Below are 22719 nucleotides of genomic sequence, written 5' to 3' on the forward strand. Positions count from 1 at the left end.
TACCGCCCGGCCGCCTGCGCATTCCGACAATTTCAACCACGAGGAATACACCATGGAACACACCCTGCCCCCGCTGCCCTATGCCATCGACGCCCTGGCGCCGCACTACAGCCAGGAAACGCTGGAATACCACCATGGCAAGCACCACAACGCCTACGTGGTGAACCTCAACAACCTGCAAAAGGGCACCGAGTTCGAGTCCATGGCGCTCGAAGAGATCGTCAAGAAGTCCAGCGGCGGCATCTACAACAACGCGGCGCAGATCTGGAACCACACCTTCTTCTGGAACTGCATGGCCCCCAATGGCGGCGGCGAGCCTTCCGGAGCGCTGGCGGACGCCATCAACGCTAAATGGGGCAGCTACGCCGCCTTCAAGGAAGCCTTCGTGAAGAGCGCCGTGGGCAACTTCGGCTCGGGCTGGACCTGGCTGGTGAAGAAGGCCGACGGCAGCGTGGACATCGTCAACACCGGCGCCGCCGGCACGCCGCTGACCACCGCCGACAAGGCGCTGCTGACGGTGGACGTGTGGGAGCACGCCTACTACATCGACTACCGCAACCTGCGCCCCAAGTTCGTCGAGACCTTCCTCTCCAACCTGGTGAACTGGAAGTTCGCCGAGGCCAATTTCGCCTGATTCCACCTGGCAGCAGGCCACCCCGAACAGGGCCCGGAGAGCGATCTCCGGGCTTTTTTTTCGGCCGCGCGGCAAAGAAAGTCCGAGACAAGCCTGAGTCTTATAGAAGACTTACGAAAAAAATCGCGTTTCGCGGATAGAATTTTGTATTGTGATAGCGCATTGCAAATGACGTGAAAAGCACGTAGCCTGTGGCGCGCTGTTGCAGCGAACGCCTCAAGCGCCATCCCCGCCCATCCCATCCGGTGGCGGGTCGCAGGTCGGCGGCATGACCTCTGTTTTTTGACCAAAGAGAGACAAGATGAGCACCCAACAACCCACCATCATCTACACCCTGACCGACGAGGCCCCGCGCCTGGCCACGGCATCGTTCCTGCCCATCGTGCGCGCGTTTGCCGCCCAGGCCGGCATCAACGTGGCCGAGAGCGACATCTCGGTGGCCGGCCGCGTCCTGGGCCAGTTCCCCGAAGCCTTGAGCGAGGCGCAGCGCGCGCCCGACAACCTGGCCGAACTGGGCCGGCTCACGCTGCGGCCCGAGGCCAACATCATCAAGCTGCCCAACATCAGCGCCTCCGTGGCCCAGCTCAAGGCCGCCATCAAGGAGCTGCAGGACAAGGGCTACAAGGTGCCCGACTTCCCCGAAAACCCGGCGACCGAGGAAGAAAAGGACATCCGCGCGCGCTACAACAAGTGCATCGGCAGCGCGGTGAACCCGGTGCTGCGCGAGGGCAACTCCGACCGCCGCGCGCCCAAGGCCGTGAAGGAATACGCGCGCAAGAACCCGCACAGCATGGGCGAGTGGAGCCAGGCCTCGCGCTCGCATGTCTCGCACATGCACCATGGCGACTTCTACCATGGCGAAAAGTCGATGACGCTGGACAAGGCGCGCGACGTGAAGATGGAACTCCTCACCAAGAGCGGCAAGGCCATAGTGCTCAAGCCCAAGGTCAGCCTGCTCGACCGCGAGGTGATCGACAGCATGTTCATGAGCAAGAAGGCGCTGCTGGCCTTCTATGAAAAGGAAATCGAGGACGCGCGCAAGACCGGCGTGATGTTCTCGCTGCACGTCAAGGCGACGATGATGAAGGTCTCGCACCCGATCGTGTTCGGCCACTGCGTGCGCATCTTCTACAAGGAGGCGTTCGAGAAGCACGGCAAGCTGTTCGACGAGCTGGGCATCAACGTCAACAACGGCATGGTCGATCTGTACAACAAGATCGCCACGCTGCCGCAGAGCCAGCAGGACGAAATCAAGCGCGACCTGCACGCCTGCCATGAGCACCGCCCCGAGCTGGCGATGGTCGATTCCGCCAAGGGCATCACCAACTTCCACTCGCCCAACGACGTGATCGTCGATGCCTCGATGCCCGCCATGATCCGCAACAGCGGCAAGATGTGGGACGCCAACGGCCGCCTGAAGGACGTGAAGGCCGTGATGCCCGAATCGACCTTCGCCCGCATCTACCAGGAGATGATCAACTTCTGCAAGTGGCACGGCGCGTTCGACCCCAAGACCATGGGCACCGTGCCCAACGTCGGCCTGATGGCCCAGCAGGCCGAGGAGTACGGCAGCCACGACAAGACCTTCGAGATCCCCGAGGACGGCGTGGCCAACATCACCGACCTGGCCACCGGCGAGGTGCTGATGAGCCAGAACGTGGAGCAGGGCGACATCTGGCGCATGTGCCAGGTCAAGGACGCCGCGATCCGGGACTGGGTGAAGCTCGCCGTGAATCGCGCGCGCAACTCCGGCATGCCCGTGGTGTTCTGGCTCGACCAGTACCGCCCGCACGAGAAGGAACTCATCACCAAGGTGAAGATGTACCTGCACGAGCACGACACCACCGGCCTGGACATCCAGATCATGAGCCAGGTGCGCGCCATGCGCTACACGCTGGAGCGCGTGATCCGCGGCCTGGACACCATCAGCGCCACCGGCAACATCCTGCGCGACTACCTGACCGACCTGTTCCCCATCATGGAGCTGGGCACCAGCGCCAAGATGCTGTCCATCGTGCCGCTGATGGCCGGCGGCGGCATGTACGAGACGGGCGCGGGCGGCTCGGCGCCCAAGCACGTGCAGCAACTGGTGGAGGAAAACCACCTGCGCTGGGACTCGCTGGGCGAGTTCCTGGCGCTGGCCGTGTCGTTCGAGGACCTGGGCCTGAAGAACAACAACGCCCGCGCCAAGCTGCTGGCCAGGACGCTGGACGCCGCCACCGGCAAGCTGCTCGACAACAACAAGGGCCCGAGCCCGAAGACCGGCCAGCTCGACAACCGCGGCAGCCAGTTCTACCTGTCGCTGTACTGGGCGCAGGAACTGGCCGCGCAGACCGAGGACAAGGAACTGGCCGCCCGATTCGCGCCCCTGGCCCAGCAACTGACCGACAACGAGCAGAAGATCGTGGATGAGCTGAACGCCGTGCAGGGCAAGCCCGCCGACATCGGCGGCTACTACCTGCCCGACGCCGCCAAGCTCGACGCCGTGATGCGCCCCAGCGCCACGTTCAACGCCGCGCTGGCTGCGTTCGCCTGAACGCCGTTGGCGCCGCCGCGCGCCACGCCCACGCCAAAAGGCCACCCGCAGGGTGGCCTTTTTTATACAAAATCGGGCTCCAGCCCTTGTCCAGCAAGCGCTGGCAGCTATCGTTTGAAGAGCGATCCGCCGAGCTTGCTGCCGGCCTTGATGCCGCGCTTGGCGAACCAGCCCTGGTTCATCTCCAGCACATAGCGCACGGGCTTGGCCGAGCAGTGCGAATCGTCGGTCTGCGGCTTCATGTCGGCCAGGTTGACGATGGTGCCGTCATCGGCCACGAAGGCGGCCGTCAGCGGCAGCAGGGTGTTGCGCATCCAGAAGCACTGGGTGGCGGGCTGCTCGAAGACGAACAGCATGCCCTCCTGCGCGGGCATGTCCTGGCGGAACATCAGGCCCGTCTGGCGCGCCGCGTCCGACGCGGCCACCTGGGCGTCAATGCGGTACATGCCGGCCGTCAGCTCCACGCGCGGCAGGTTCATTTGCGGGCCGGGCTGTGCCGGGGCGGTGCTGCACACCAGGGCGAGAAGAAGGGGCGCAAGGCGCAGGGCAGGCTGTGGCATGGGATGTGGTGCAAAAAAGGCGCGGACAAGGAAAAGCCCGCAAAACGGCTATTTTGCGGGCTTTTGCGTGCACCCATGGACTGGGCGCGATCGGGCGCGGATCAGGCGGCCGACTTCTTCTTGGAGCGCTTCTTGGCGTGCTTCTTGCCAGCCTTGTGGGCCTTGGCGGCCTTGGCTTCGGGGGCCGGGGCGGCTGCGGCGGGAGCGGCAGACACGGCCGGAGCCAGGGGGGCGGCGGGAGCGGCAGGGGCTTGTGCGAATGCACCAGCGCAGAGCAGGCCCGTCGTCAGGAGCGCGAGGAGTTTTTTCATATATGCCATTTCCTTGACAGACTAGGAGGAGGGAGGAGGTGAAGTGCGGCGCGTAGGGCCGCGCTGCCTTTGCATAACGGCGCTTTTCGCTGCGCCGTTGACAGAGGGAGCCCTTGTATTTTGTCGCTAGAATTTCCCCGCTCCGGGGAAGAACGGCCCTGTGGCGTTTCTTTTTTTGCCTGCCACGAGGAGACACAAGCGCATGACCAGCTACCAGCACATCAAGGTACCCGCCGAGGGCCAGAAGATCACCGTCAATGCCGACATGTCCCTGAACGTGCCGGACCAGCCCATCATCGCCTACATCGAGGGCGACGGCACGGGCCGCGACATCACGCCCGTCATGCTCAAGGTGGTGGACGCCGCCGTGGCCAAGGCCTACGGCGGGCGCCGCAAGATCCACTGGATGGAGGTCTACGCCGGCGAGAAATCCACCCAGGTGTACGGCCCCGACGTGTGGCTGCCCGAGGAGACGCTGAACGCCGTGCGCGACTACGTGGTCTCCATCAAGGGGCCGCTGACCACGCCCGTGGGTGGCGGCATCCGCTCGCTCAACGTGGCGCTGCGCCAGGAGCTGGACCTGTACGTCTGCCTGCGCCCGGTGCGCTATTTCAAGGGCGTGCCCTCGCCGCTGAAGGAGCCCGAGAAGACCGACATGGTGATCTTCCGCGAGAACTCCGAGGACATCTACGCCGGCATCGAGTTCGAGGCCCAGTCCGACAAGGCGAAGAAGCTCATCCAGTTCCTGCAGACCGAGTTCGGCGTGAAGAAGATCCGCTTTCCCGAGACCTCGGGCATCGGCGTCAAGCCCGTGTCGCGCGAAGGCACGCAGCGCCTGGTGCGCAAGGCCATCCAGTACGCCATCGACAACGACAAGCCCAGCGTGACCCTGGTGCACAAGGGCAACATCATGAAGTTCACCGAAGGGGGTTTCCGCGACTGGGGCTACGAGCTGGCAGCGCAGGAGTTCGGCGCCGAGCTGATCGACGGCGGACCGTGGATGCGCCTGAAGAACCCGCGCACCGGCAGGGACATCACCATCAAGGACAGCATCGCCGACGCCTTCCTGCAGCAGATCCTGCTGCGCCCGGCCGAGTACAGCGTGATCGCCACGCTCAACCTCAACGGCGACTACATCTCCGACGCGCTGGCGGCGCAGGTGGGCGGCATCGGCATCGCCCCGGGCGCCAACCTGTCCGACTCGGTGGCCATGTTCGAGGCCACGCACGGCACGGCGCCCAAGTACGCGGGCAAGGACTACGTCAACCCCGGCTCCGAGATCCTCTCGGCCGAGATGATGCTGCGCCACATGGGCTGGTCCGAGGCGGCCGACACCATCATCAGCGCCATGGAGAAGGCCATCCAGAGCAAGAAGGTGACCTACGACTTCGCACGCCTGATGGAAGGCGCCACGCAGGTCAGTTGCTCGGGCTTCGGCAACGTCATGATCGACCATATGTGAAGCCGCACCACGACGCCTCATGGCATCTTGTAAGCCCTTGATTTTTCTGGAGAAATTAGGGGTTTCCGTTTCATGGCGTTCCACGGCTGTTTGCGAAATCCGGCCCTTTTGGAGCCAGATTCGGAGCGACAGCGCCGGATCTTTGCTCCAAATTGCTCCATTTGGGGCAGGCAAGAACCGACACCGTGAGGACGCTATGCGAGCACTTAGGATTTATCCGTAAATTAAACTATGTCCCTGAGTTGCCCGTGATGCGACGCAGGAGACCGGGATGGCCAAGGCGCATGCCAATTCATGGGAAGTGACGGACGCGTTCTGGAAGCGGGTCGAGCCACTGATACCGCAGCCAGTGCGCGATCCTGACAAGCAGTACAAGCGCGCTGTCGGGGCGGGTCGGCCGACGAAGCCGCTACGGCTGGTGTTCGAGGCCATCATGTATGTACTGCGCACCGGCTGCCAGTGGAAGGCGCTGCCAACGGCTACTTGCCGCCATCTCGCTTCGAGGCGCAGGCAGCCACTGAACAGCCTTGACCGCAAGATTCCGCCTATCGGCGTGACTTGACCACGACACATTGCCCCAGCGGGCAGTTGCTCCTCAACCCGTTCTCTCAGCAGGAACGCGTCCAGCGGTGTTGCAGAGCCAGTGCCCCGAGCTGAAGCGGCCGCATGCAGTTCTGGGGCGAGCCATCCTCCAGTTCCTCGCGAAACGTCAATGCGGAGCCGGTCAGGCCGGCCAGCACCAGAAAAGCCGATACCGCGAGCCCCACCCGCCGGTGGCGCCGCACGATGACCTGTCGGACGGTGGCCGCCTTGATGCGCCTCATCCCGTCAGAAGCGGTACTTGGCCATCAGCGTGAAGTTGCGTTCGGCCCCCAGGTAGTAACCGCCATAGGCGCGGGATGCGACGTAGTGCTTGTCGAACAGGTTGGCGATGTTCAGGGCGAAGCGCCACGGGCCGTTGTCATAGCGCAGCGCGGCATCCACCAAGGTGAACGAGGGAGTCGATTGGGTGTTGGCCGGGTTGTCGTAGCGTCGGCCCACGTGGCGCACGCCCAGGCCGGCGCTGACGCCCTGCAGGGATCCCGTGAAGGCGTAGTCAAACCCCGCCGAGGCGAGGTGGCGCGGCACCTGGATCGGTGTCTTGCCCATGTCGGCATCCTGGCTGGCCACCACCTTGACGTCGTTGTAGGTGTAGGCGGCATAGGCCTGCAGGCCCGGGGCGAGCCGTGTCTTGGCTTCCAGCTCCAGGCCGCGCGAGCGAATCTTGCCGGTCTGCACGTAGTCGTCGGTGGAAGGGTCGTAGGTCTCCACGTTGGTCTTGGTCAGGTCGAACAGAGCAGCGGTGAACAGGCTGTTACCGCTTGGGGGCTGTACCTTGACGCCCAGCTCCCACTGCTTGCCGCGTGTGGGCCGGTACGGGTCGCCGCTGGAAGTCCGCAGGTTCTGCGGCATGAACGAGGTGGCGTAGCTGGCGTAGGGGGCAATGCCGTTGTCCGCCAGGTAGGTCACGCCTGCACGGCCGCTGAACGCCTGGTCCCGCTGCTTGTCCTGCCGGTCGGTCAGTCGATTGGATGATTGGTTCTCGACCGTGTCCTGGCGCCCGCCCAGTGTCAGCAGCCAACGCTGGTCGACGCGGATCTGGTCTTGCAGATACACGCCGAGTTGTTGGTTGGTGATGCGGTTGCTCGTGCGCAGCACGCTGGGCGAGGGGAAAGCCATGCCGTACACCGGCGCATCGAGGTTCAAGGGGGGCGTGGCGCCAGCGGCGGCATGCCATTCCTTGTAATCGGCGCGCACGTTGCTCCAGTCCAGGCCCATCAGCACGGTGTGCGACAGCCGGCCTTGGCCGAACCGGGCTTGCAGATGCGTGTCCAGCGCCGTTTGGCGCAAGCTGTCGTCCGCATAGCGCGCGCTGCGTGGCAGCAGGTTGCCGGTGATGGCACCGGCCGGGTTGATGTACCAGTTGTCCACCGAGGCGCTGGCTTGGCGGAAGTTCTGCCTCACGGTCCAGGTGTCGTTGATGCGATGTTCCAATTCGTAGCCCAGCTGTGCCTGATCCTGTTCATAGCTGAGGTAGTTGGGGTCGCCGCGCAGCAGGCCGGTGTTCTGGCCATTGCGCACCACGTAGAGCGAGAACCCCTTGTTGACGTTGCGCAGCCATTCGGCACGCACGGTCAGGGTCGTGTCGGCGCTCGGGCGCCAGGTCAGCGATGGAGCGATGAACTGGCGCTCATTGCTGCCCCGGCCGCCGCCCGCAAAACGCAACTGGTTGTCCGTGTCCAGCGCCAGTCCGACCACGCGGTAGAGCAAGGTGCCATCGGCATCGAGCGAACCACCCACATCCGCCGCCAGCTGCTTGCGGCCGTAGCTTCCCGTCTGCAACTCGATTTCGCGCACGGCGTCCGCTTGCGGACGCTTGTTGATGCGATGGATGGTGCCGCCGACCTCGGTCTGCCCATAGACCACGGAGGCCGGTCCTCTCAGCACCTCAATGCGTTCAATCCCATAGGCCTCGGTCTGAAAGTTGATCCAGGTGCTGCGCGCCAGGCGGATGCCATCGACCAGGGCGCTGGTGGCGTTGGAGTCGAAGCCGCGCATCAGCGCCCATTCGCTGCCGCGGGTTTCCACGCCATAGCTGTCGACCGTCACACCGGGCACGTAGCGCAGCGCCTCCATCACGCTTTGCGCACCGCGCGCGTCCAATTCGTCCCGGCCGATGACCGAAACGGACTGCGGCACCTCGATCAAGGCTGTGTCGGTCTTCATGCCCGTGGCACTGCGCCGCGCGACGAATCCATGCACCGGCCCCGATGCCGTTTCTGCTTCCTGCGTGGCGGTGACCCTGACCAAGGGCAGTGTCTGGACACCGTCTTGCCCGCCTGGTGGAGCAACGGCTGGAGCGGCGCGCAGCACGTAGCCCCCGTTGGGCTGGGGAGTGGCGGCCAAACTGGTGTCCGCGAGAATCCGCTTCAAGGCGTCGGCGGCCTCGTGGCGGCCCGTCAGGCCCGGGCTGTGCTTGCCCGTGATGTCCTCCGAGCGGTAGGACAGCATCAGTCCGCTTTCCAGCGCAAAGCGGGTCAGCACGCCTTCCAGTGTTCCAGCCGGGATGGCGTAGGTTTTGGCGCTTGCCGGGACCTGTGCGGCGCTGGGGGCGGCCAGCAGGGCCGTGCCCAGCGTGGCAAGCATCAGTGCCTGGCTGGCGGCCAGGGAGGCGGCATGCCGCTGGAAGGTGTGCACGGCGCGGCGGCGGTGTTTCTGCATGGAGGGTGTCCTTTCCCGATAAAAATGTGGCTTCTCAAGGACATGCCACGCGAGAAAGAAAAACACCTCAACGTCCGCTCAAATTTTTCTCCGGTCCAGCCATGCTCAGGTGCCACGTGGTCTGAGGGTGATCCAAAACCGCGTCATCGTTCGGGCTTCGACAGGCTGCGTGCGCAGCAGCATGTCGATCACCCGGTCCGTGTCGTCCAGCGGATAGATGCCCGAGACCTTCAGGTGGGCGATCCCGGGGGCACAAGCCACGCGGCCCGGCCGGTAGCGCTCCAGCTCGGCGACGAATTCCGCCAGGGGCATGTCGCGGGCGACGAACATGCCTTTTGCCCAGGCTGGCTCCCCTGCGGTCAACGGCTGTGTGGGGGTGATCTCCAGGCGGTCAAAGCGGGTTTGTTCCCCAGCGCGCAGGACGCGGGTCCCAGAGGGCGCAAGGGCCGGTTGGATTTCCACCGCACCGTCGAAGACGGCCAGGTGGGTCTCGCTGCCGTATCGGCGCACCGAGAAGCGGGTGCCCAGGGCGCGCAACCGGCCATCGGGCGTGTCCACCAGGAACGGCCAGAAGGGCGCTGCCGTGTCACCGGTGGCATCGGCGCCGGTCGTGATCAGGATCTGCCCGTGCAGCAGTTCGACCAGGCGCGCTCGCGGAGAAAAGCGCACGGCAATGGCGCTGGCCGTGTCCAGATCGATGCGGGTGGCATCGGCCAGCGTGACCGTGCGGCGTTCGCCGGTGCGGGTGCGGTGGTCGGCAGTCCAGTCTTGCCATCCCGTGTGCAGCGGGTCGCGGGCCAGCCAGGCTCCGCTGCCGGTGAACAGGGCCACGGCCAGGTAGCGGATGGCGCGGCGCCGCTGGCGCGATGCCGCTTCGCCCCGTTCCAGCGTGCCGTGCACGAGGGGCGCATCCAGCCCACGCAACTGGGCCGAAAACGATTCGATGTGCCGCCAGGCGCGTTCATGGTCGGCATGCGACGTGCGCCAGTGCTGCCAGGCTTGCTGGGTCGCCTCGTTCGCGCCCGGGGCTTGCAGGGCCACCATCCATTCCACCGCCTGGGTGCAGACCTCCTCGGGAAGGGCCGGCCCCTGCAGCGCCGGCAGGAGGGTAGGGGAAACGTCGGATGGGGACATTTGGGAGGCCCAGGAGGGTTTCAGACGTCCAGGCCGAAGAAGCACATGCGCGCCGCTTTCGCGATGTGACGTTGCACCGTGGCGAGCGAGAGGTTCAGCTCGATGGCGATGTCCGCCTGCTTCATGCCATCCAGTTGCGAGAGCAGGAAGGCCTTGCGCACGGGGACGTCGAGCGCGTCGAGCCGGCGGTCCAGTTCGACCAGGGTCTCCAGCAATATGGCGCGGGTCTCGGGGCTGGGTGCCGTGGGCTCGGGCAGGGATGCCAGGGTGGCGAGATAGGCTTCTTCAACCCGGCGGTGGCGATGGAAGTTGGACACCACCCCCTGCGCCACGGTGGTCAGCAAGGCCCTGGGTTCACGGATGGCAGGAAGGTCATCGCGGCGCAGCAGCCGCAGGAAGGTGTCGTGCGCCAGGTCGGCGGCGTCGAAGGAGTTGCCCAGGCGCCGCCGCAACCAAGCCTTCAGCCAGCCATGGTGATCGGCGTAGAAGCTCTCGATGCTCTGCTGCAGTGCGATTCCGGTCGTCGGCATGAACCCTCCAGGGAACGCTGGGCGTGGAGGCGTGAGCACCGGCGTGAATGGGAATGCGTCGCATTATATTCAATGACGGGTCGGCGCCATGCTGAGCACCTGGGCAGCAGCCCTCTATGGCAGTTCCATCGTCCAGGGTCAGCTCGGCAGCTAGGCGGAGTGGTCGAACCAATCGCAGCGGATCTCGGGTTGGGCCGCACGCAGCGCCAGAAACTGATCCTGCGAAAAGTTCTGCCCGCAGTGCAATGCACGCAACTGCCCGAGACGTTGGAGGGGCGCGAGGGACTTGTCTGGCACCTGGCAGTTGATGGGCGACAGGCACTGCAACCGATCGAGTCCGGCCAGCGGCGTCAGCGAATCCAGTTGCAGGGGCGTCCAGGTCCCTCCGTCGCGCGCGAGTCCCCGCAACTGGGTCTGCGCCGCCAACGCGGTGATGTCATGCAGCAGGGGCCAGTTCTCGAGAGACAGCACCTCCAGCGTTCGCCGCTCACCGAGCCAGGACAGGTGGCCGATGGCGGGCACGCCGTCCAGCGAGAGGTGCCTGAGGGCCTTTGCGTCCTGCAGCAGGGAGAGATCCTGCGCTGTGACCTTCTCCATGAACAGCACCTCCAGGTTGGGCAGCGCGCACAGGCCATGGAGCAGGTCCTGGTCCACGCCGTGCACCCATATCCGGCGCAGGCTGGTGCGCGCGGCAATGCCCTTGAGCGACTTGCCCTTGCGCAGCTAAGCGGGCGTCCCGGCCGTAGGGCCGTAGGGCCATAGGGCCGGGCAGGGCGCTTGTCTTGCATATTGGAGGCGAAAAGGCCCGCGCTGCACGCGGTATGCAGCGCGGGCCTGCTCCTGCCCGTGGTTCAGTGCCCCCTGCGCTGCGCGGCGGGGGGCGTGTTCAGATGCCGAGCACCTTGGCCACGTAGTCGGCGTCCTTGTCGCCCCGGCCCGAGAGGTTCACCAGGATGTGCTGGTCCGGGCGCAGCGTGGGCGCTACGCGCATGGCCCAGGCTACGGCGTGGGCGCTCTCCAGCGCGGGGATGATGCCTTCCACGCGCGAGAGCTGCATGAAGGCGTCCAGGCACTCCTTGTCGGTCACCGATTCGTACTGCACGCGGCCGATGTCCTTGAGGTAGCTGTGCTGCGGCCCCACGCCGGGGTAGTCCAGGCCCGAGGCGATGCTGTGCACCGCGGCGGGCACGCCCGGGGCGTCTTCCAGCACGTAGCACTTCATGCCGTGGATCTCGCCGGGCTTGCCCATGGTGAGCGTGGCGGCGTGGCGCCCGGGCTTGTCCGTGCCTTCGCCCGAGGGCTCCACGCCCACCAGCTTCACGTCCGCGTCATTCAGGAAGGCGGTGAACATGCCCATGGCGTTCGAGCCGCCGCCCACGCAGGCCGTCACGTAGTCCGGCAGGCGGCCATGCCTGGCCTGGAACTGCTCGCGCGCCTCGCGGCCGATGATGCTCTGGAAGTCGCGCACCATCATCGGGAACGGGTGCGGGCCGACCACCGAGCCGATGGCGTAGAGGTAGTCGGTCGGGTTGGTCAGGTATTCCTCGAAGGCGCTGTCCACGGCTTCCTTCAGCGTGGCGGCGCCGCGCGTCACCGCCACCAGCTTGCAGCCGAGGATGCGCATCTTGGTGACGTTGGGGTGTTCCTTCTCGATGTCCACCTGGCCCATGTGGATCTCGCACGGAATGCCCACCAGCGCGCAGGCCGTGGCCAGGGCCACACCGTGCTGGCCGGCGCCGGTTTCGGCGATCACCTTCTTCTTGCCCATGAACCTGGCCAGCAGCGCCTCGCCCAGGCAGTGGTTGATCTTGTGCGCGCCGGTGTGGTTCAGGTCCTCGCGCTTGAGGTGGATTTGCGCGCCGCCGAGCTGCGCCGACAGGCGCCGGGCGTGGAAGATGGGGCTGGGCCGGCCCACGTAGTCGGCGAACAGCTGTGCCAGCTCGTCCTGGAAATCCTGGCGCTGGGTGATTTCGGCATAGGCGGCGTTGATGTCGTCCATGGCCTGCTTGAGGTGCGGCGGCACCAACTGGCCACCGTAGGGGCCAAAGAAACCGGCAGCGTCAGGCATGGGGGCGAAGGAGGTAGAAGCTGTCATCGCTATGCAAAGGAGTGGTTGGGAATTCGGTTTTGATAGCTGCCAGCGCTTGCCTGGCAAGGGCTGGAGGCCATTCGATGCCTGGTGCGGCGGCCCATGCCATGGAGCGCCCGCGGCGGCGTGGAGCAATATACGCGCAGATGCGGGGGCTGGATCCCATTGGCGCATCAGGGCTTGCCCCAGCGCAAGGCCCGAGGCGGTCGCGCCGCATGGTGGAGCGACTTCATGAAGGGTGTCTTTTTGTTTTTATAACTTGTTGTATTGAAAAGAGTTTCGGTATAAAAATTGGAAACTTTAAAAAATACCGAAATGCAAGAAATCAGCCCCGCAGCAGCCCGCCAGTACATTGATGCCGTTGCCGTCTTCGAGGCGTGGGAAGAAGCGCAGCAGGACGCGGCCCAGGTGCGCGGCGGCATGTACTGGCACGCGGGCCCGCCGTCCGCGCCCGAGGCGCGCTATCTCGTGCGCACGACCCCTGCCGGGGCACAAACCAGCCTGGGGCCGCAGTCCCCCGAGAACCAGGCCATCTATGACCGTTTCATGCAGCGCAAGCAGGAAAGCGCGGAGCGCATGGCGGGCCTGAAGGCCGCGCTCGACCAGCACCGGCGCCTGAACCGCGCCCTGCGCGTGGGCCGGGTGGAGCCGCTGGTGGTGAGCTTGCTGGCGCGTCTGGCCGACACACAGCTCAGCCCGCACTTCCGCGTGGTGGGCACGCACGCTCTGTATGCCTACGAGGCCGCGGCCGGCGTGCGTCTGGACGCCGATGCGCTGGCCACGCGCGACACCGACCTGCTGTGGGACACGCGCAAGCGCATCCAGTTCGCCACCCAGCTCGCGCGGGTGGACAGTTCCATGCTCGGGGTACTGAAGAAGGTGGACGGCACCTTCCGCATGCGCAGGAGCCAGCAGTACACCGCCGTGAACAAGGATGGCTTCGAGGTGGACATCATTCGCCGCGAGCAGGTGGAAGACGATCCGCACCCTATCAAGCTCAGCGGCGAGGATGACGATTTCTGGGTGGCCCAGGCGCGCCGCGCCAACGTGCTGCTGGACGCGCCGGGATTTTCCGCCGTCGTCGTGGCGACCAATGGCACCATGGCGCGCATGAACACGGTGGCGCCAGGCACTTTCGTGGCATTCAAGCGCTGGCTGGCGGATCAGCGCGACCGGGATGCGCTCAAGCGGCGGCGGGACGTTCTGCAAGCGGCTGCGGTGGAGAAACTCATGGATGAGTTTTTGCCATGAAGGGCCGCAGCGCGCCACAAGCCCCGCCCCCCGCAGATCACCCTTTTTTCTGCAGCATCTTGATCACGCCGGAGAAATCCTCCCCCCCGTGCCCGGCGATGCTGTGCGCCGCGTAGATCGCGCGCGCCAGCCCGCCCAGCGGCGTGGCGGCTTTCACGGCCATGGCGTTTTCCTGCGCCAGGCCCAGGTCCTTGAGCATCAGGTCGGTGCCGAAGCCGCCCGCATAGCCCTTGCTGGCGGGGGCGTTCTCGTGCACGCCGGGGAAGGGGTTGTACTTCTCCAGCGCCCAGTTGCCGCCGGAGCTGCGGCGCATGATCTCGCTCAGCACCTTGGGGTCGAGGCCGTTGGCCACGCCCAGGGCGATGGCTTCGCTGGTGCCGGCCATGAGGATGCCCAGCAGCATGTTGTTGCAGATCTTGGCCGTCTGGCCCGCGCCCACGCTGCCCGCGTGGAAGATGTTGGCACCCATCTTTTCCAGCAGCGGGCGCGCGCGCTCCAGGTCGGCGCTGCTGCCGCCTACCATGAAGGTGAGGGTGCCGGCAATGGCGCCGCCGGTGCCGCCGGAGACGGGCGCGTCGATGAAGGCGATGCCCGCCGCTTCGGCAGCCTTGGCCACCTTCTGGCTGGTGGCGGCGGCGATGGTCGAGCTGTCGATGACCAGCGCGCCCTTGGCGATGCTGGACAGCAGGCCGGGCTGGCCGTCGCGGCCGAGGAACAGGCCCTCCACGTGCTGGCTGGCGGGCAGCATGGTGACGACCGCCTCGGCGCCTTGCACGGCAGCTTGCGCGCTGGCCGCGGCCTGGCCGCCTTCGGCGACCACTTTGGCCACGGCGTCCTGGCTCAGGTCGAAGGCCTTGACGCTGTGGCCGGCCTTGACCAGGTTGATGGCCATGGGGGCGCCCATGTTGCCCAGGCCGATGAATGCGATTTGCATGGTGCTGTCTCCTGTGGTGTGTGAAAAGAAACTACGGTTTTGATAGCTGCTCGCGCTTGACTGGTAAGCGATAGAGGCTAAAAACACTGAAAATCATGCGGCGCGCTCCTTGCGCCGCCGCGGCGTTGCCTTGGCCTGCGGGTTGTAGGCGAGGGCGGTGTCCACCCAGTGCTGCCACTGCGCGCGCGTGGCGTAGCCCGAGGGTTCGACCCAGAAGTAGCCGGGCATGCCGCCGCGCGGGTCCAGCTCGCGCACGCCGGGCTGCTCGGCCACGGCGGCGTGCTGCGCGGGCGGCAGGCGCACCAGCAGGTCTTCGCCCTTGACGGCCAGGCACAGCTTGCCGTCCACCATGAAGGCGTGGCAGCCGAACAGCGGCCGTTCCTCCACCGTGGCCCGCGCGCCCAGGCGCTCTGCCAGTGCGTCTTGCACGGCGGCGATGAGCTGCAGGGTTTCTGGCATGACGGGGCGGGCGGGCATGAGGAAAATAGGCCTCCAGGGCTTGTCCAGCAAGCGCTGGTAGCTATTGTTTCGCTAACGGATCACGTCCGGCGCATCGCCGTCGAGCATGCGCCGCCCGATGATGACGCGCATGATCTCGTTCGTCCCTTCGAGGATCTGGTGCACGCGCGCGTCGCGCAGCAGGCGCTCCAGCGGGTATTCGCGGATGTAGCCGTAGCCGCCGTGCAACTGCAGCGCCTCGTTGACCACGGTGAAGCCCGCGTCGGTGGCGAAGCGCTTGGCCATGGCGCAGTAGGTGCTGGCGTCGGGGGCACCAGCGTCCAGCTTGCTGGCGGCCAGGCGCACCATCTGGCGTGCGGCGACGAGTTCGGTCGCCATATCGGCCAGCTTGAACTGCAGCGCCTGGAAGCTCGCCAGCGCCTTGCCGAACTGCTTGCGCTCGTGCATGTAGCGCTGCGCGTGGCCGAGCGCGCCTTGCGCAGCGCCGACCGAGCAGGTGGCGATGTTGATGCGCCCGCCGTCCAGGCCCTTCATGGCGATCTTGAAGCCCTCGCCTTCGCGGCCCAGCAGGTGGCTGGCGGGAATGCGTACGTTGTCGAAGCTGATCTGGCGTGTGGGCTGGCTGTTCCAGCCCATTTTTTCTTCCTTCTTGCCGTAGTGGATGCCGGGCAGGTTCGCCGGCACGGCGAAGGCGCTGATGCCGCCCGCGCCCGACTGGGCGTCGCCCGTGCGCGCCATCAGCACCAGCACGTCGGTACTGCCCGCGCCGCTGATGAAGGCCTTGCTGCCGTTGATCACGTATTCGTGCCCGGCCTGTTCGGCACGGGTCTTGATGGAGGCGGCGTCGGAGCCGCTGCCGGGTTCGGTCAGGCAGTAGCTGGCCAGCTTCTGCCCGCTAGTGAGTTGCTCACCCCATTCGGCGCGCACTTCATCGGTGGCCCAGGTGCCAAGCATCCAGGTCGCCATGTTGTGGATGGTGATGAAAGCGGTGGTGCTGGGATCGACGGCGGCCAGTTCCTCGAACACCAGCGTGGCGTCGAGCCGGGGCAGGGCCAGGCCGCCGGCATTCTCGGGCGCGTACAGGCCGCAAAAGCCCAGCTCGCCCGCACGGCGAATAGCCTCGCGCGGGAAGGTGCCCTGGGCGTCCCACTCGGCGGCGTGGGGGGCCAGCTCCGCCTGGGCGAATTGGCGTGCCGTGTCGGCAAAGGCGCGCTGGTCTTCGGTCAGTTCAAAGTCCACGGGCAGTGTCTCCTGCTTTTGTTTTGATAGCTTCCAGCGCTTGCTGGACAAGGGCTGGCAGCATATTTTTTCAAAAAAGGCTGGCCTCCGTGCGGCAGGCCAGCCGGGCGCCTTACTTCAGACTGATGGTGGTGTTCACGCCATGGCTGGCGGTGCTGTCGTCGAACCAGCGCGCCGTCACCGTCTTGGTCTGCGTGTAGAACAGCACCACCTGCTTGCCGTAGGGGCCCAGGTCGCCGAGCTTGGAGGCGCGGCTGCCGGTGAACGAGAACAGCGGCACGGGCACGGGCACAGGCACGTTGATGCCGACCTGGCCCACATCGATCTCCTCCTGGAACTTGCGCGCCGCCGCGCCCGACTGCGTGAACACGGCGGTGCCGTTGCCGTTGGGGTTGGCGTTGATGAATTCGATGGCTTCGTCCAGCGTGGCGGCGCCGACCACGCACAGCACGGGGCCGAAGATTTCCTGGTCGTAGATGCTCATGCCGGGCTTGACGTCGCTGAAGATCGTCGGGCCGACGAAGTTGCCCTTCTCATAGCCGGGCACGCTGGGCTTGCGGCCGTCCAGCGCCAGCGTGGCGCCCTCGGCCACGCCGCGCTCGATCAGGCCCTCGATGCGCGACAGCGCGGCGCACGAGATCACCGGGCCCACGTCGGTGCCGGGCTCGGTGCCGCCGCTGACCTTCAGCGACTGGGCCTTGGCCACCAGGTCGGGCAGCCACTGCTGCGCCTCGCCCACCAGCATCACCACCGGCAGCGCCATGCAGCGCTGGCCCGCTGCGCCGAAGGAGGCGCCGGCGATGGCGTTGAGCGTCTGCTCCTTGTTCGCGTCGGGCAGCACGATGGCGTGGTTCTTCGCGCCCATCATGCACTGCACGCGCTTGCCGTTGAGGCTGGCGCGGTTGTACACGTGCGTGCCCACGCGGGTGGAGCCGACGAAGCTGATGGCCTTGATGTCCGGGTGGTCGCAGATGGCGTTCACGGCGTCCTCGCCGCCGTGGATCACGTTCAGCACGCCCGGGGGCACGCCGGCTTCCAGCGCCAGTTCGCACAGGCGCATGGTGACGATGGGGTCCTGCTCCGAGGGCTTGAGCACGAAGGTGTTGCCCGTGGCGATGGCCATGGGGAACATCCACAGCGGGATCATGGCCGGGAAGTTGAACGGCGTGATGCCCGCGCACACGCCCAGCGGCTGCAGCACGGTGTAGGTGTCGACGCCGTTGGCCACGTTGTTGGCCAGCTCGCCGAGCTGCAGGTTGCCGATGGCGCTGGCGTGCTCCACCACCTCCAGGCCGCGGAACACGTCGCCCTCGGCGTCGGGCAGGGTCTTGCCCTGCTCGGCGGTCAGCAGCGCGGCCAGTTCCTTCATGTTCTCGCGGATGAGCTGCTGCAGCTTCAGGAAGATGCGCGCGCGCGCGCCGATGGGCGTCTTCTTCCAGGTCTTGAACGCTTCCTTGGCATTCGCCACGGCGGCGTTGATCTCATCGGGCGTGGCGAAGGGCACGCGCGCCAGCACTTCCTGCGTGGCGGGGTTGACCACGTCGCGCCACTGGGTGGTCTGGGATTCGACGAACTGGCCGTTGATCAGCAGCTTGACGGTAGGAATGGGTGCGCCCATGGTGCGTGTCTCCTTGGTAGGTGGTTGAAACGATCGGCGTCCATGGTATGTGTGCGAAATTCATCATGCAATAGCTAAACTTGCACCTTGGCTTTGCAAATTTGCACAAAGAGGCATGCATGGACTGGGACCACCTGCGCTACTTCCTCGAACTCGCCCGCGCCAGCACCCTGGCCGCCGCCGCGCGCCGCCTGGGCGTGGAGCACACCACCGTGGCGCGGCGCATCCAGGCGCTGGAAAAGCAGCTTGGCGGCGCGCTGTTCGCGCGCGAGGCCGCGGGCCACCGCCTGACCGAAGCGGGCCGCCACCTGCTGCCCGCCGTCGAGGCCATGGAGGCCGCCGCGCTCGGCGTGGAGCGCGCCACGCCCGTGCCGGGCGGCGGCCCCTCGGGCCTGGTGCGCGTGGGCGTGACCGAGGGCTTCGGCACGCTGATCCTGGCGCAGCACCTGGCGCAGCTCACGCAGCGCTACCCGCAACTGTCCATCGATCTGCTGGCGCTGCCGCGCCTGCTGCACCTGTCGCGGCGCGAGGCGGACATCGTCATCTCGCTGGAGCGGCCCAAGCGCGGCGCGGTCATCGTCACCAAGCTGGCCGACTACAGCCTGCACCTGTACGGCCAGCGCGAGTACCTGGCGCGCCGCCCCCTGGTCACGCGCCGCGAGGACCTGCGCCACCATGACTTCATCAGCTACGTGGACGACCTGCTGTTCACCAAGGAGCTGCAGTTCATCGACCAGCTCTACCCGCCCGAGCGCTTCGCGCTGCGCAGCACCAGCGTGAGCGCCCAGTACGAGGCCGTGCGCGCGGGCGCGGGCCTGGCGGTGCTGCCCGCGTTTCTGGCCGACCGCGACCCCATCCTGGCGCGCGTGCTGCCGCAGGAGGCGCGCTTCACCCGCACTTTCTGGATGAGCATGCCCGGCGAGGCCAAGCACCTGGCGCGCATGCAGGCCGTGTGGGGGTTCCTGAAGGAAGTGGGGCAGCAGGAAGCCGGGCGGCTGATGCCCGGGTGACCGCCTCCATTACAGTGCACGGCTTTGGAGACGCCCGCCGCGATGAAAACCGAAACCCTGCTGCTTTTCCTGCCCGCCTGCTTCGCCCTGAACATGGCGCCGGGGCCGAACAACCTGCTGTCGGTGTCGAACGCCACGCGCCATGGCTTTGGCGTGGCCTGCCTGGCCGGGGCAGGGCGGCTGCTGGCCTTCGCCGCGATGATCGCCATCGCGGCCACCGGGCTGGCGGTGGTGCTGCAGGCGTCCGGGGCGCTGTTCCTGGCCATCAAGGTGGCGGGCGCGCTGTACCTGTTCTATCTCGCGCTGCAACTGTGGCGCGCGGCGCCCGCCGAAGCCGAGGCACCCGTGGCCTGCCGCCGCACGCGCTGGGGCCTGGCGCGGCAGGAGTTCTGGGTGGCGGCGGGCAACCCCAAGGCGATCCTGATCTTCACCGCCTTCCTGCCGCAGTTCATCGACGCCACGGCGCCCGCCATGGCGCAGTTTGCCGAGCTGGGCGCGTGGTTCCTGCTGCTGGAGTGGGTGGCGATCGCGGCCTACGCCGCCATCGGCAGCCACCTGCGCCGCTGGTTCGCTGCGCCCCGGCGCCGCCAGTGGTTCAACCGCGTGTGCGCCGCGCTGCTGGGTGCCGCCGGTGCCGGCCTGCTGGCCGCGCGCCGTTCCGCCGGCGGGGCGTGATTCAGCGTCGTTTCAAGCAAATTCCTCGATGAGTAAGTCCTGTCGGGGTATCGCGCGTCTGGAGCTGGGCGTGGTGGCACTGCTGGGTTCCTCCGCCCGGTGACGGCGGTCTTGCTGGGCGGTATCTGGCTGGGGCAGCTCGGTGCTTGAAATTTGATAGCTGCCAGCGCTTGATGGATGGGCGCTGGCAGCACTTTTGGCCGCATCGCCAGCGTGGGATAAAGTGCGTGGTTTCTGGACATTGGTTTCAGCGATGGCCGTTTCACATGCTTCCATTTTGAAAACCGCCATGTTGATGTATGGCGTAGCCGGGGCTTCCCTTGGGTTGCAGTATGGCGGCGCCATTTGTCCTGTTTTTTGCGTTTATCAGTTGGGCTGGTTCTTGTGGCTGCTGTAGCCTGTGGCTGCTTTCGTGACGGGCACTGTGTTGATGCTTTGGTATGCATGGTGCCGATGCTGGGCGCATTGAATCGACGCGACAAGGCAAAACGGAGGGGCAGGAGGCGTGCTTGAATGACTGAATCGGAGGCGCTTGTGCTGGATGAGCTTGCATGGTCGTTGGCGGAGCCCGTTCCTCCAAGAATGAGCCAGTATGTAGAGGCGCTTCGTGCGTATGCAGAGGACGTAGGCGTTTATTTCGATGAGAAAGCGCTGATAAGGAAATTCTCCGGTCAGAGCCTGGATGTCGAGTACACCATCTGGGTGCGCGAGGAGGTGGGTGGTGACTGGCATCCCTTGAAGAAAACCGTTTTTCTGCGCTTCCAAAAACGGCCGACCTATATCGAGTTGCTTTACGAATTTCATGTTGCTGCTTTTGATGATTTGTCAAGCCAGGACCATCATTTCTTTGAGGGTTTTGATTTTGTCCGGGAGAATCCCGAGAGCGGCGTGCCTATCTATCAGGTGCGGCTTGGGAGTTGAAACGGGTGTGGTTGGTGTTGCAATTGCATGGAGCATGGGATGAAAGCCAGGATTCTTGCTGGTGTGTTCGCTGCTAGTTTATTGATGGGATGCGGCGATGCGCCTCTTTTGATGACGCCATTGCAAAATGGTTATACGTTTGATTCCAATGGTGGTTATTATGGATTCATACGCAATCCATCAGGGCAGTGGCTTTATATGTACTTTGGAATGCAGGATGGTGGTGTTGAGTATTGGTGCAATGAGTTCGGCTGGAAGGGGGATGCTGTCGTTTGTGCCATGGGAAAAATCGTCCGGGGCAATAGCAAGGAAATCTCCGCAGGGTATTTCATACTGAACACCCGGTCCGCCGAGACGTGGCTCGTGCCCGATGAGGCGCGTGCCCTGGAGGTTTTGCGCACCCAGTCCGTGTCTGAGCTGCCCAAGATGGCCAGGCGCCACCCAAGTACCTCGAGGAAATGGTTCGTGGGATTGCGTTGACATGGCCTGAAGGGACGGGAGGGCGGCGGGGCCGTGGCGCATGTCGTTCAGGGTTTTCCCTGGTTTATGCTCGCCCCTTGCTCGTTTCGCCGGTGTTCGCCGCCAGGAACGGGCGCCTGTTCATTTCCATCTACGAGAGCCTTTGCCATGACCCACAAGGTCCCCTCCGACGCAAGGCGCACGCACGGCCAAGACGACCTGCAGCGCAACCTCACCAACCGCCACATCCAGCTCATCGCCATCGGCGGCGCCATCGGCACGGGCCTGTTCATGGGCTCGGGCAAGACCATCAGCCTGGCCGGGCCGTCCATCGTGTTCGTCTACGCCATCATCGGCGTGATGCTGTTCTTCGTGATGCGCGCCATGGGCGAGCTGCTGCTGTCGAACCTGCAGTACCGCTCGTTCATCGACTTCTCCGACGACCTGCTCGGCCCCTGGGCCGGTTTCTTCACCGGCTGGACCTACTGGTTCTGCTGGATCATCACCGGCATCGCCGACGTGATCGCCATCTCGGCCTACGCGCAGTTCTGGTTTCCCGGCGTGCCGCAATGGGCGCCGGCCATCGCCTGCGTCGGCCTGCTGCTGGCGCTGAACCTGCTCACGGTGAAGCTGTTCGGCGAGATCGAGTTCTGGTTCGCCATGATCAAGATTGTCGCCATCGTCACGCTGGTGGGCACGGGCCTGTACATGGTGGCCACGGGCTTCACCGCGCCCACGGGGCGCCAGGCCAGCCTGGCGAACCTGTGGAACGACGGCGGCATGTTCCCGCACGGGGCCATGGGCTTCTTCGCCGGGTTCCAGATCGCGGTGTTCGCCTTCGTCGGCATCGAGCTGGTGGGCACCACCGCCGCCGAGGCCAAGGACCCCGAGCGCACGCTGCCGCGCGCCATCAATTCCATTCCGGTGCGCATCATCGTGTTCTACGTGTGCGCGCTGCTGGCCATCATGGCCGTCACGCCCTGGCGCGACGTGGTGCCGCACAAGAGCCCGTTCGTCGAGCTGTTCGTGCTCGCCGGGCTGCCGGCGGCGGCGGGCATCATCAACTTCGTGGTGCTGACCTCGGCGGCCTCTTCGGCCAACAGCGGGGTCTTTTCCACCAGCCGCATGCTCTACGGCCTGGCGCTCAAGGGCGACGCGCCGCGCGCCTTCCACCAGCTCTCGCGCGCCAGCGTGCCCTCGCGCGGGCTGCTCTTCTCGTGCGCCTGCCTGCTGGGCGGGGCGTTCCTGATGTGGGTGATCCCCGATCTGGTGCAGGCCTTCACGCTGGTCACCACGGTGTCGGCCATCCTGTTCATGTTCGTGTGGTCGCTGATCCTGCTGTCGTACATCGCCTACCGCCGCCAGCGCCCGGTGCTGCATGCGGCGTCGCGCTACAAGATGCCCGGCGGCGTGGCCATGTGCTGGGCCTGCCTGGCGTTCTTCGCAGGCATCCTGGTGCTGCTGACGCTGGAGGCCGACACGCGCCAGGCGCTGCTGGCCACGCCGGCATGGTTCGTGCTTCTGGCTGTGGCGTACCGGGTGATGCGCCAGCGCGCGGCGGCCTGATGGCAGGGTAGCTACCCACGCGCTGCGGCGCGAAGCACGCTATTCTCGGTTCCCAGTACCAAGGCGACAG

21 protein-coding genes and 1 pseudogene are annotated in these 22719 nt (G+C 65.7%); 10 read left to right on the forward strand and 12 right to left on the reverse strand.

The genetic code is table 11. From position 1 onward, the window contains the following. Positions 1 to 52: 52 nt before the first annotated feature. Both YS110_02825 and YS110_02830 read left to right on the forward strand, forming a co-directional pair. Complete coding sequence (locus YS110_02825; GenBank protein UJB63771.1) at positions 53 to 634, forward strand: superoxide dismutase [Fe]; 582 nt, start codon at positions 53 to 55, stop codon at positions 632 to 634. A 301-nt stretch (positions 635 to 935) separates the two neighbouring features. Further along, the gene (locus YS110_02830; GenBank protein UJB63772.1) at positions 936 to 3170 is read left to right on the forward strand and encodes an NADP-dependent isocitrate dehydrogenase; all 2235 of its coding nucleotides are present in this window, start codon (positions 936 to 938) and stop codon (positions 3168 to 3170) included. Positions 3171 to 3277: 107 nt separating this feature from the next. Here YS110_02830 and YS110_02835 read toward each other — a convergent pair whose 3' ends face one another. Both YS110_02835 and YS110_02840 read right to left on the reverse strand, forming a co-directional pair. Next, positions 3278 to 3730: a DUF192 domain-containing protein gene (locus tag YS110_02835; GenBank protein UJB63773.1), complete on the reverse strand. Its 453-nt coding sequence runs from the start codon at positions 3728 to 3730 to the stop codon at positions 3278 to 3280. A gap of 101 nt (positions 3731 to 3831) precedes the next feature. Continuing rightward, entirely contained in the window at positions 3832 to 4041 is a 210-nt protein-coding gene (locus YS110_02840) for a hypothetical protein (GenBank protein ID UJB63774.1), read from the reverse strand. Between the two features lie 202 nt (positions 4042 to 4243). Here YS110_02840 and icd point away from each other — a divergent pair, with 202 nt between their 5' ends. Together icd and YS110_02850 are read left to right on the forward strand one after the other, a co-directional pair. Continuing rightward, on the forward strand, positions 4244 to 5503 hold the full coding sequence (gene icd, locus YS110_02845; protein UJB63775.1) for an NADP-dependent isocitrate dehydrogenase: 1260 nt from the start codon (positions 4244 to 4246) through the stop codon (positions 5501 to 5503). A 271-nt stretch (positions 5504 to 5774) separates the two neighbouring features. Beyond that, positions 5775 to 5978, forward strand: a pseudogene (locus YS110_02850) (transposase). A 133-nt stretch (positions 5979 to 6111) separates the two neighbouring features. Here YS110_02850 and YS110_02855 read toward each other — a convergent pair. The 6 genes from YS110_02855 to trpB all read right to left on the reverse strand — a co-directional run bounded on the left by YS110_02855 (position 6112) and on the right by trpB (position 12523). Further along, a complete protein-coding gene (locus YS110_02855; protein UJB63776.1) occupies positions 6112 to 6327 on the reverse strand; it encodes a hypothetical protein in 216 nt (71 codons plus the stop codon). 4 nt (positions 6328 to 6331) lie between these two features. Then, the gene (locus tag YS110_02860; protein UJB63777.1) at positions 6332 to 8764 is read right to left on the reverse strand and encodes a TonB-dependent siderophore receptor; all 2433 of its coding nucleotides are present in this window, start codon (positions 8762 to 8764) and stop codon (positions 6332 to 6334) included. A 105-nt stretch (positions 8765 to 8869) separates the two neighbouring features. Then, a complete protein-coding gene (locus YS110_02865; protein ID UJB63778.1) occupies positions 8870 to 9898 on the reverse strand; it encodes a FecR domain-containing protein in 1029 nt (342 codons plus the stop codon). Between the two features lie 20 nt (positions 9899 to 9918). Continuing rightward, positions 9919 to 10428: a sigma-70 family RNA polymerase sigma factor gene (locus YS110_02870; GenBank protein ID UJB63779.1), complete on the reverse strand. Its 510-nt coding sequence runs from the start codon at positions 10426 to 10428 to the stop codon at positions 9919 to 9921. Between the two features lie 150 nt (positions 10429 to 10578). Beyond that, positions 10579 to 11082 (reverse strand): hypothetical protein, encoded by a 504-nt coding sequence (locus YS110_02875; GenBank protein ID UJB63780.1) that lies wholly within the window; start codon positions 11080 to 11082, stop codon positions 10579 to 10581. 232 nt (positions 11083 to 11314) lie between these two features. After that, positions 11315 to 12523 carry a tryptophan synthase subunit beta gene (gene trpB / locus YS110_02880; protein UJB63781.1) on the reverse strand — a complete coding sequence of 403 codons (1209 nt, stop codon included), beginning with the start codon at positions 12521 to 12523 and terminating at the stop codon, positions 11315 to 11317. Positions 12524 to 12832: 309 nt separating this feature from the next. Between trpB and YS110_02885 the strand changes: the two genes are divergently transcribed. After that, positions 12833 to 13768 (forward strand): hypothetical protein, encoded by a 936-nt coding sequence (locus tag YS110_02885; GenBank protein UJB63782.1) that lies wholly within the window; start codon positions 12833 to 12835, stop codon positions 13766 to 13768. A gap of 37 nt (positions 13769 to 13805) precedes the next feature. Here the strand turns inward: YS110_02885 and mmsB are convergent, their stop codons facing one another. From mmsB to YS110_02905, 4 genes are all read right to left on the reverse strand, one after another. Then, positions 13806 to 14702, reverse strand: coding sequence for a 3-hydroxyisobutyrate dehydrogenase (gene mmsB, locus YS110_02890; protein ID UJB63783.1), 897 nt, complete (start codon positions 14700 to 14702; stop codon positions 13806 to 13808). A 93-nt stretch (positions 14703 to 14795) separates the two neighbouring features. Continuing rightward, positions 14796 to 15179 (reverse strand): TfoX/Sxy family protein, encoded by a 384-nt coding sequence (locus YS110_02895; GenBank protein UJB63784.1) that lies wholly within the window; start codon positions 15177 to 15179, stop codon positions 14796 to 14798. 54 nt (positions 15180 to 15233) lie between these two features. Next, complete coding sequence (locus YS110_02900; protein UJB63785.1) at positions 15234 to 16400, reverse strand: acyl-CoA dehydrogenase family protein; 1167 nt, start codon at positions 16398 to 16400, stop codon at positions 15234 to 15236. 112 nt (positions 16401 to 16512) lie between these two features. Next, a complete protein-coding gene (locus tag YS110_02905; GenBank protein UJB63786.1) occupies positions 16513 to 18018 on the reverse strand; it encodes a CoA-acylating methylmalonate-semialdehyde dehydrogenase in 1506 nt (501 codons plus the stop codon). A gap of 119 nt (positions 18019 to 18137) precedes the next feature. Between YS110_02905 and YS110_02910 the strand changes: the two genes are divergently transcribed. From YS110_02910 to cycA, 5 genes are all read left to right on the forward strand, one after another. Then, a complete protein-coding gene (locus YS110_02910) occupies positions 18138 to 19028 on the forward strand; it encodes a LysR family transcriptional regulator (protein UJB63787.1) in 891 nt (296 codons plus the stop codon). 42 nt (positions 19029 to 19070) lie between these two features. After that, positions 19071 to 19703, forward strand: coding sequence for a LysE family translocator (locus tag YS110_02915; GenBank protein UJB63788.1), 633 nt, complete (start codon positions 19071 to 19073; stop codon positions 19701 to 19703). Between the two features lie 513 nt (positions 19704 to 20216). Next, on the forward strand, positions 20217 to 20624 hold the full coding sequence (locus YS110_02920; GenBank protein UJB63789.1) for a hypothetical protein: 408 nt from the start codon (positions 20217 to 20219) through the stop codon (positions 20622 to 20624). A 39-nt stretch (positions 20625 to 20663) separates the two neighbouring features. After that, positions 20664 to 21104, forward strand: coding sequence for a hypothetical protein (locus YS110_02925; GenBank protein UJB63790.1), 441 nt, complete (start codon positions 20664 to 20666; stop codon positions 21102 to 21104). Positions 21105 to 21251: 147 nt separating this feature from the next. Beyond that, positions 21252 to 22649 (forward strand): D-serine/D-alanine/glycine transporter, encoded by a 1398-nt coding sequence (gene cycA / locus YS110_02930; protein ID UJB63791.1) that lies wholly within the window; start codon positions 21252 to 21254, stop codon positions 22647 to 22649. The last annotated feature ends 70 nt before the right edge of the window (positions 22650 to 22719 follow it).

It is taken from the genome of Acidovorax sp. YS12, from assembly GCA_021496925.1.
Lineage (GTDB): Bacteria > Pseudomonadota > Gammaproteobacteria > Burkholderiales > Burkholderiaceae_C > Paenacidovorax.

Bases quoted from the DNA above. Each gene is read 5' to 3' on its own strand.
- YS110_02840 (UJB63774.1), bottom strand. From the start codon at position 4,041: ATGAAAAAACTCCTCGCGCTCCTGACGACGGGCCTGCTCTGCGCTGGT.
- trpB (UJB63781.1), bottom strand. From the start codon at position 12,523: ATGACAGCTTCTACCTCCTTCGCCCCCATGCCTGACGCTGCCGGTTTC.
- icd (UJB63775.1), top strand. From the start codon at position 4,244: ATGACCAGCTACCAGCACATCAAGGTACCCGCCGAGGGCCAGAAGATC.
- YS110_02915 (UJB63788.1), top strand. From the start codon at position 19,071: ATGAAAACCGAAACCCTGCTGCTTTTCCTGCCCGCCTGCTTCGCCCTG.
- YS110_02895 (UJB63784.1), bottom strand. From the start codon at position 15,179: ATGCCCGCCCGCCCCGTCATGCCAGAAACCCTGCAGCTCATCGCCGCC.
- YS110_02885 (UJB63782.1), top strand. From the start codon at position 12,833: ATGCAAGAAATCAGCCCCGCAGCAGCCCGCCAGTACATTGATGCCGTT.
- YS110_02835 (UJB63773.1), bottom strand. From the start codon at position 3,730: ATGCCACAGCCTGCCCTGCGCCTTGCGCCCCTTCTTCTCGCCCTGGTG.
- YS110_02910 (UJB63787.1), top strand. From the start codon at position 18,138: ATGGACTGGGACCACCTGCGCTACTTCCTCGAACTCGCCCGCGCCAGC.
- YS110_02905 (UJB63786.1), bottom strand. From the start codon at position 18,018: ATGGGCGCACCCATTCCTACCGTCAAGCTGCTGATCAACGGCCAGTTC.
- cycA (UJB63791.1), top strand. From the start codon at position 21,252: ATGACCCACAAGGTCCCCTCCGACGCAAGGCGCACGCACGGCCAAGAC.
- YS110_02825 (UJB63771.1), top strand. From the start codon at position 53: ATGGAACACACCCTGCCCCCGCTGCCCTATGCCATCGACGCCCTGGCG.
- YS110_02870 (UJB63779.1), bottom strand. From the start codon at position 10,428: ATGCCGACGACCGGAATCGCACTGCAGCAGAGCATCGAGAGCTTCTAC.
- YS110_02855 (UJB63776.1), bottom strand. From the start codon at position 6,327: ATGAGGCGCATCAAGGCGGCCACCGTCCGACAGGTCATCGTGCGGCGC.
- YS110_02865 (UJB63778.1), bottom strand. From the start codon at position 9,898: ATGTCCCCATCCGACGTTTCCCCTACCCTCCTGCCGGCGCTGCAGGGG.
- YS110_02860 (UJB63777.1), bottom strand. From the start codon at position 8,764: ATGCAGAAACACCGCCGCCGCGCCGTGCACACCTTCCAGCGGCATGCC.
- YS110_02830 (UJB63772.1), top strand. From the start codon at position 936: ATGAGCACCCAACAACCCACCATCATCTACACCCTGACCGACGAGGCC.
- mmsB (UJB63783.1), bottom strand. From the start codon at position 14,702: ATGCAAATCGCATTCATCGGCCTGGGCAACATGGGCGCCCCCATGGCC.
- YS110_02925 (UJB63790.1), top strand. From the start codon at position 20,664: ATGAAAGCCAGGATTCTTGCTGGTGTGTTCGCTGCTAGTTTATTGATG.
- YS110_02920 (UJB63789.1), top strand. From the start codon at position 20,217: ATGACTGAATCGGAGGCGCTTGTGCTGGATGAGCTTGCATGGTCGTTG.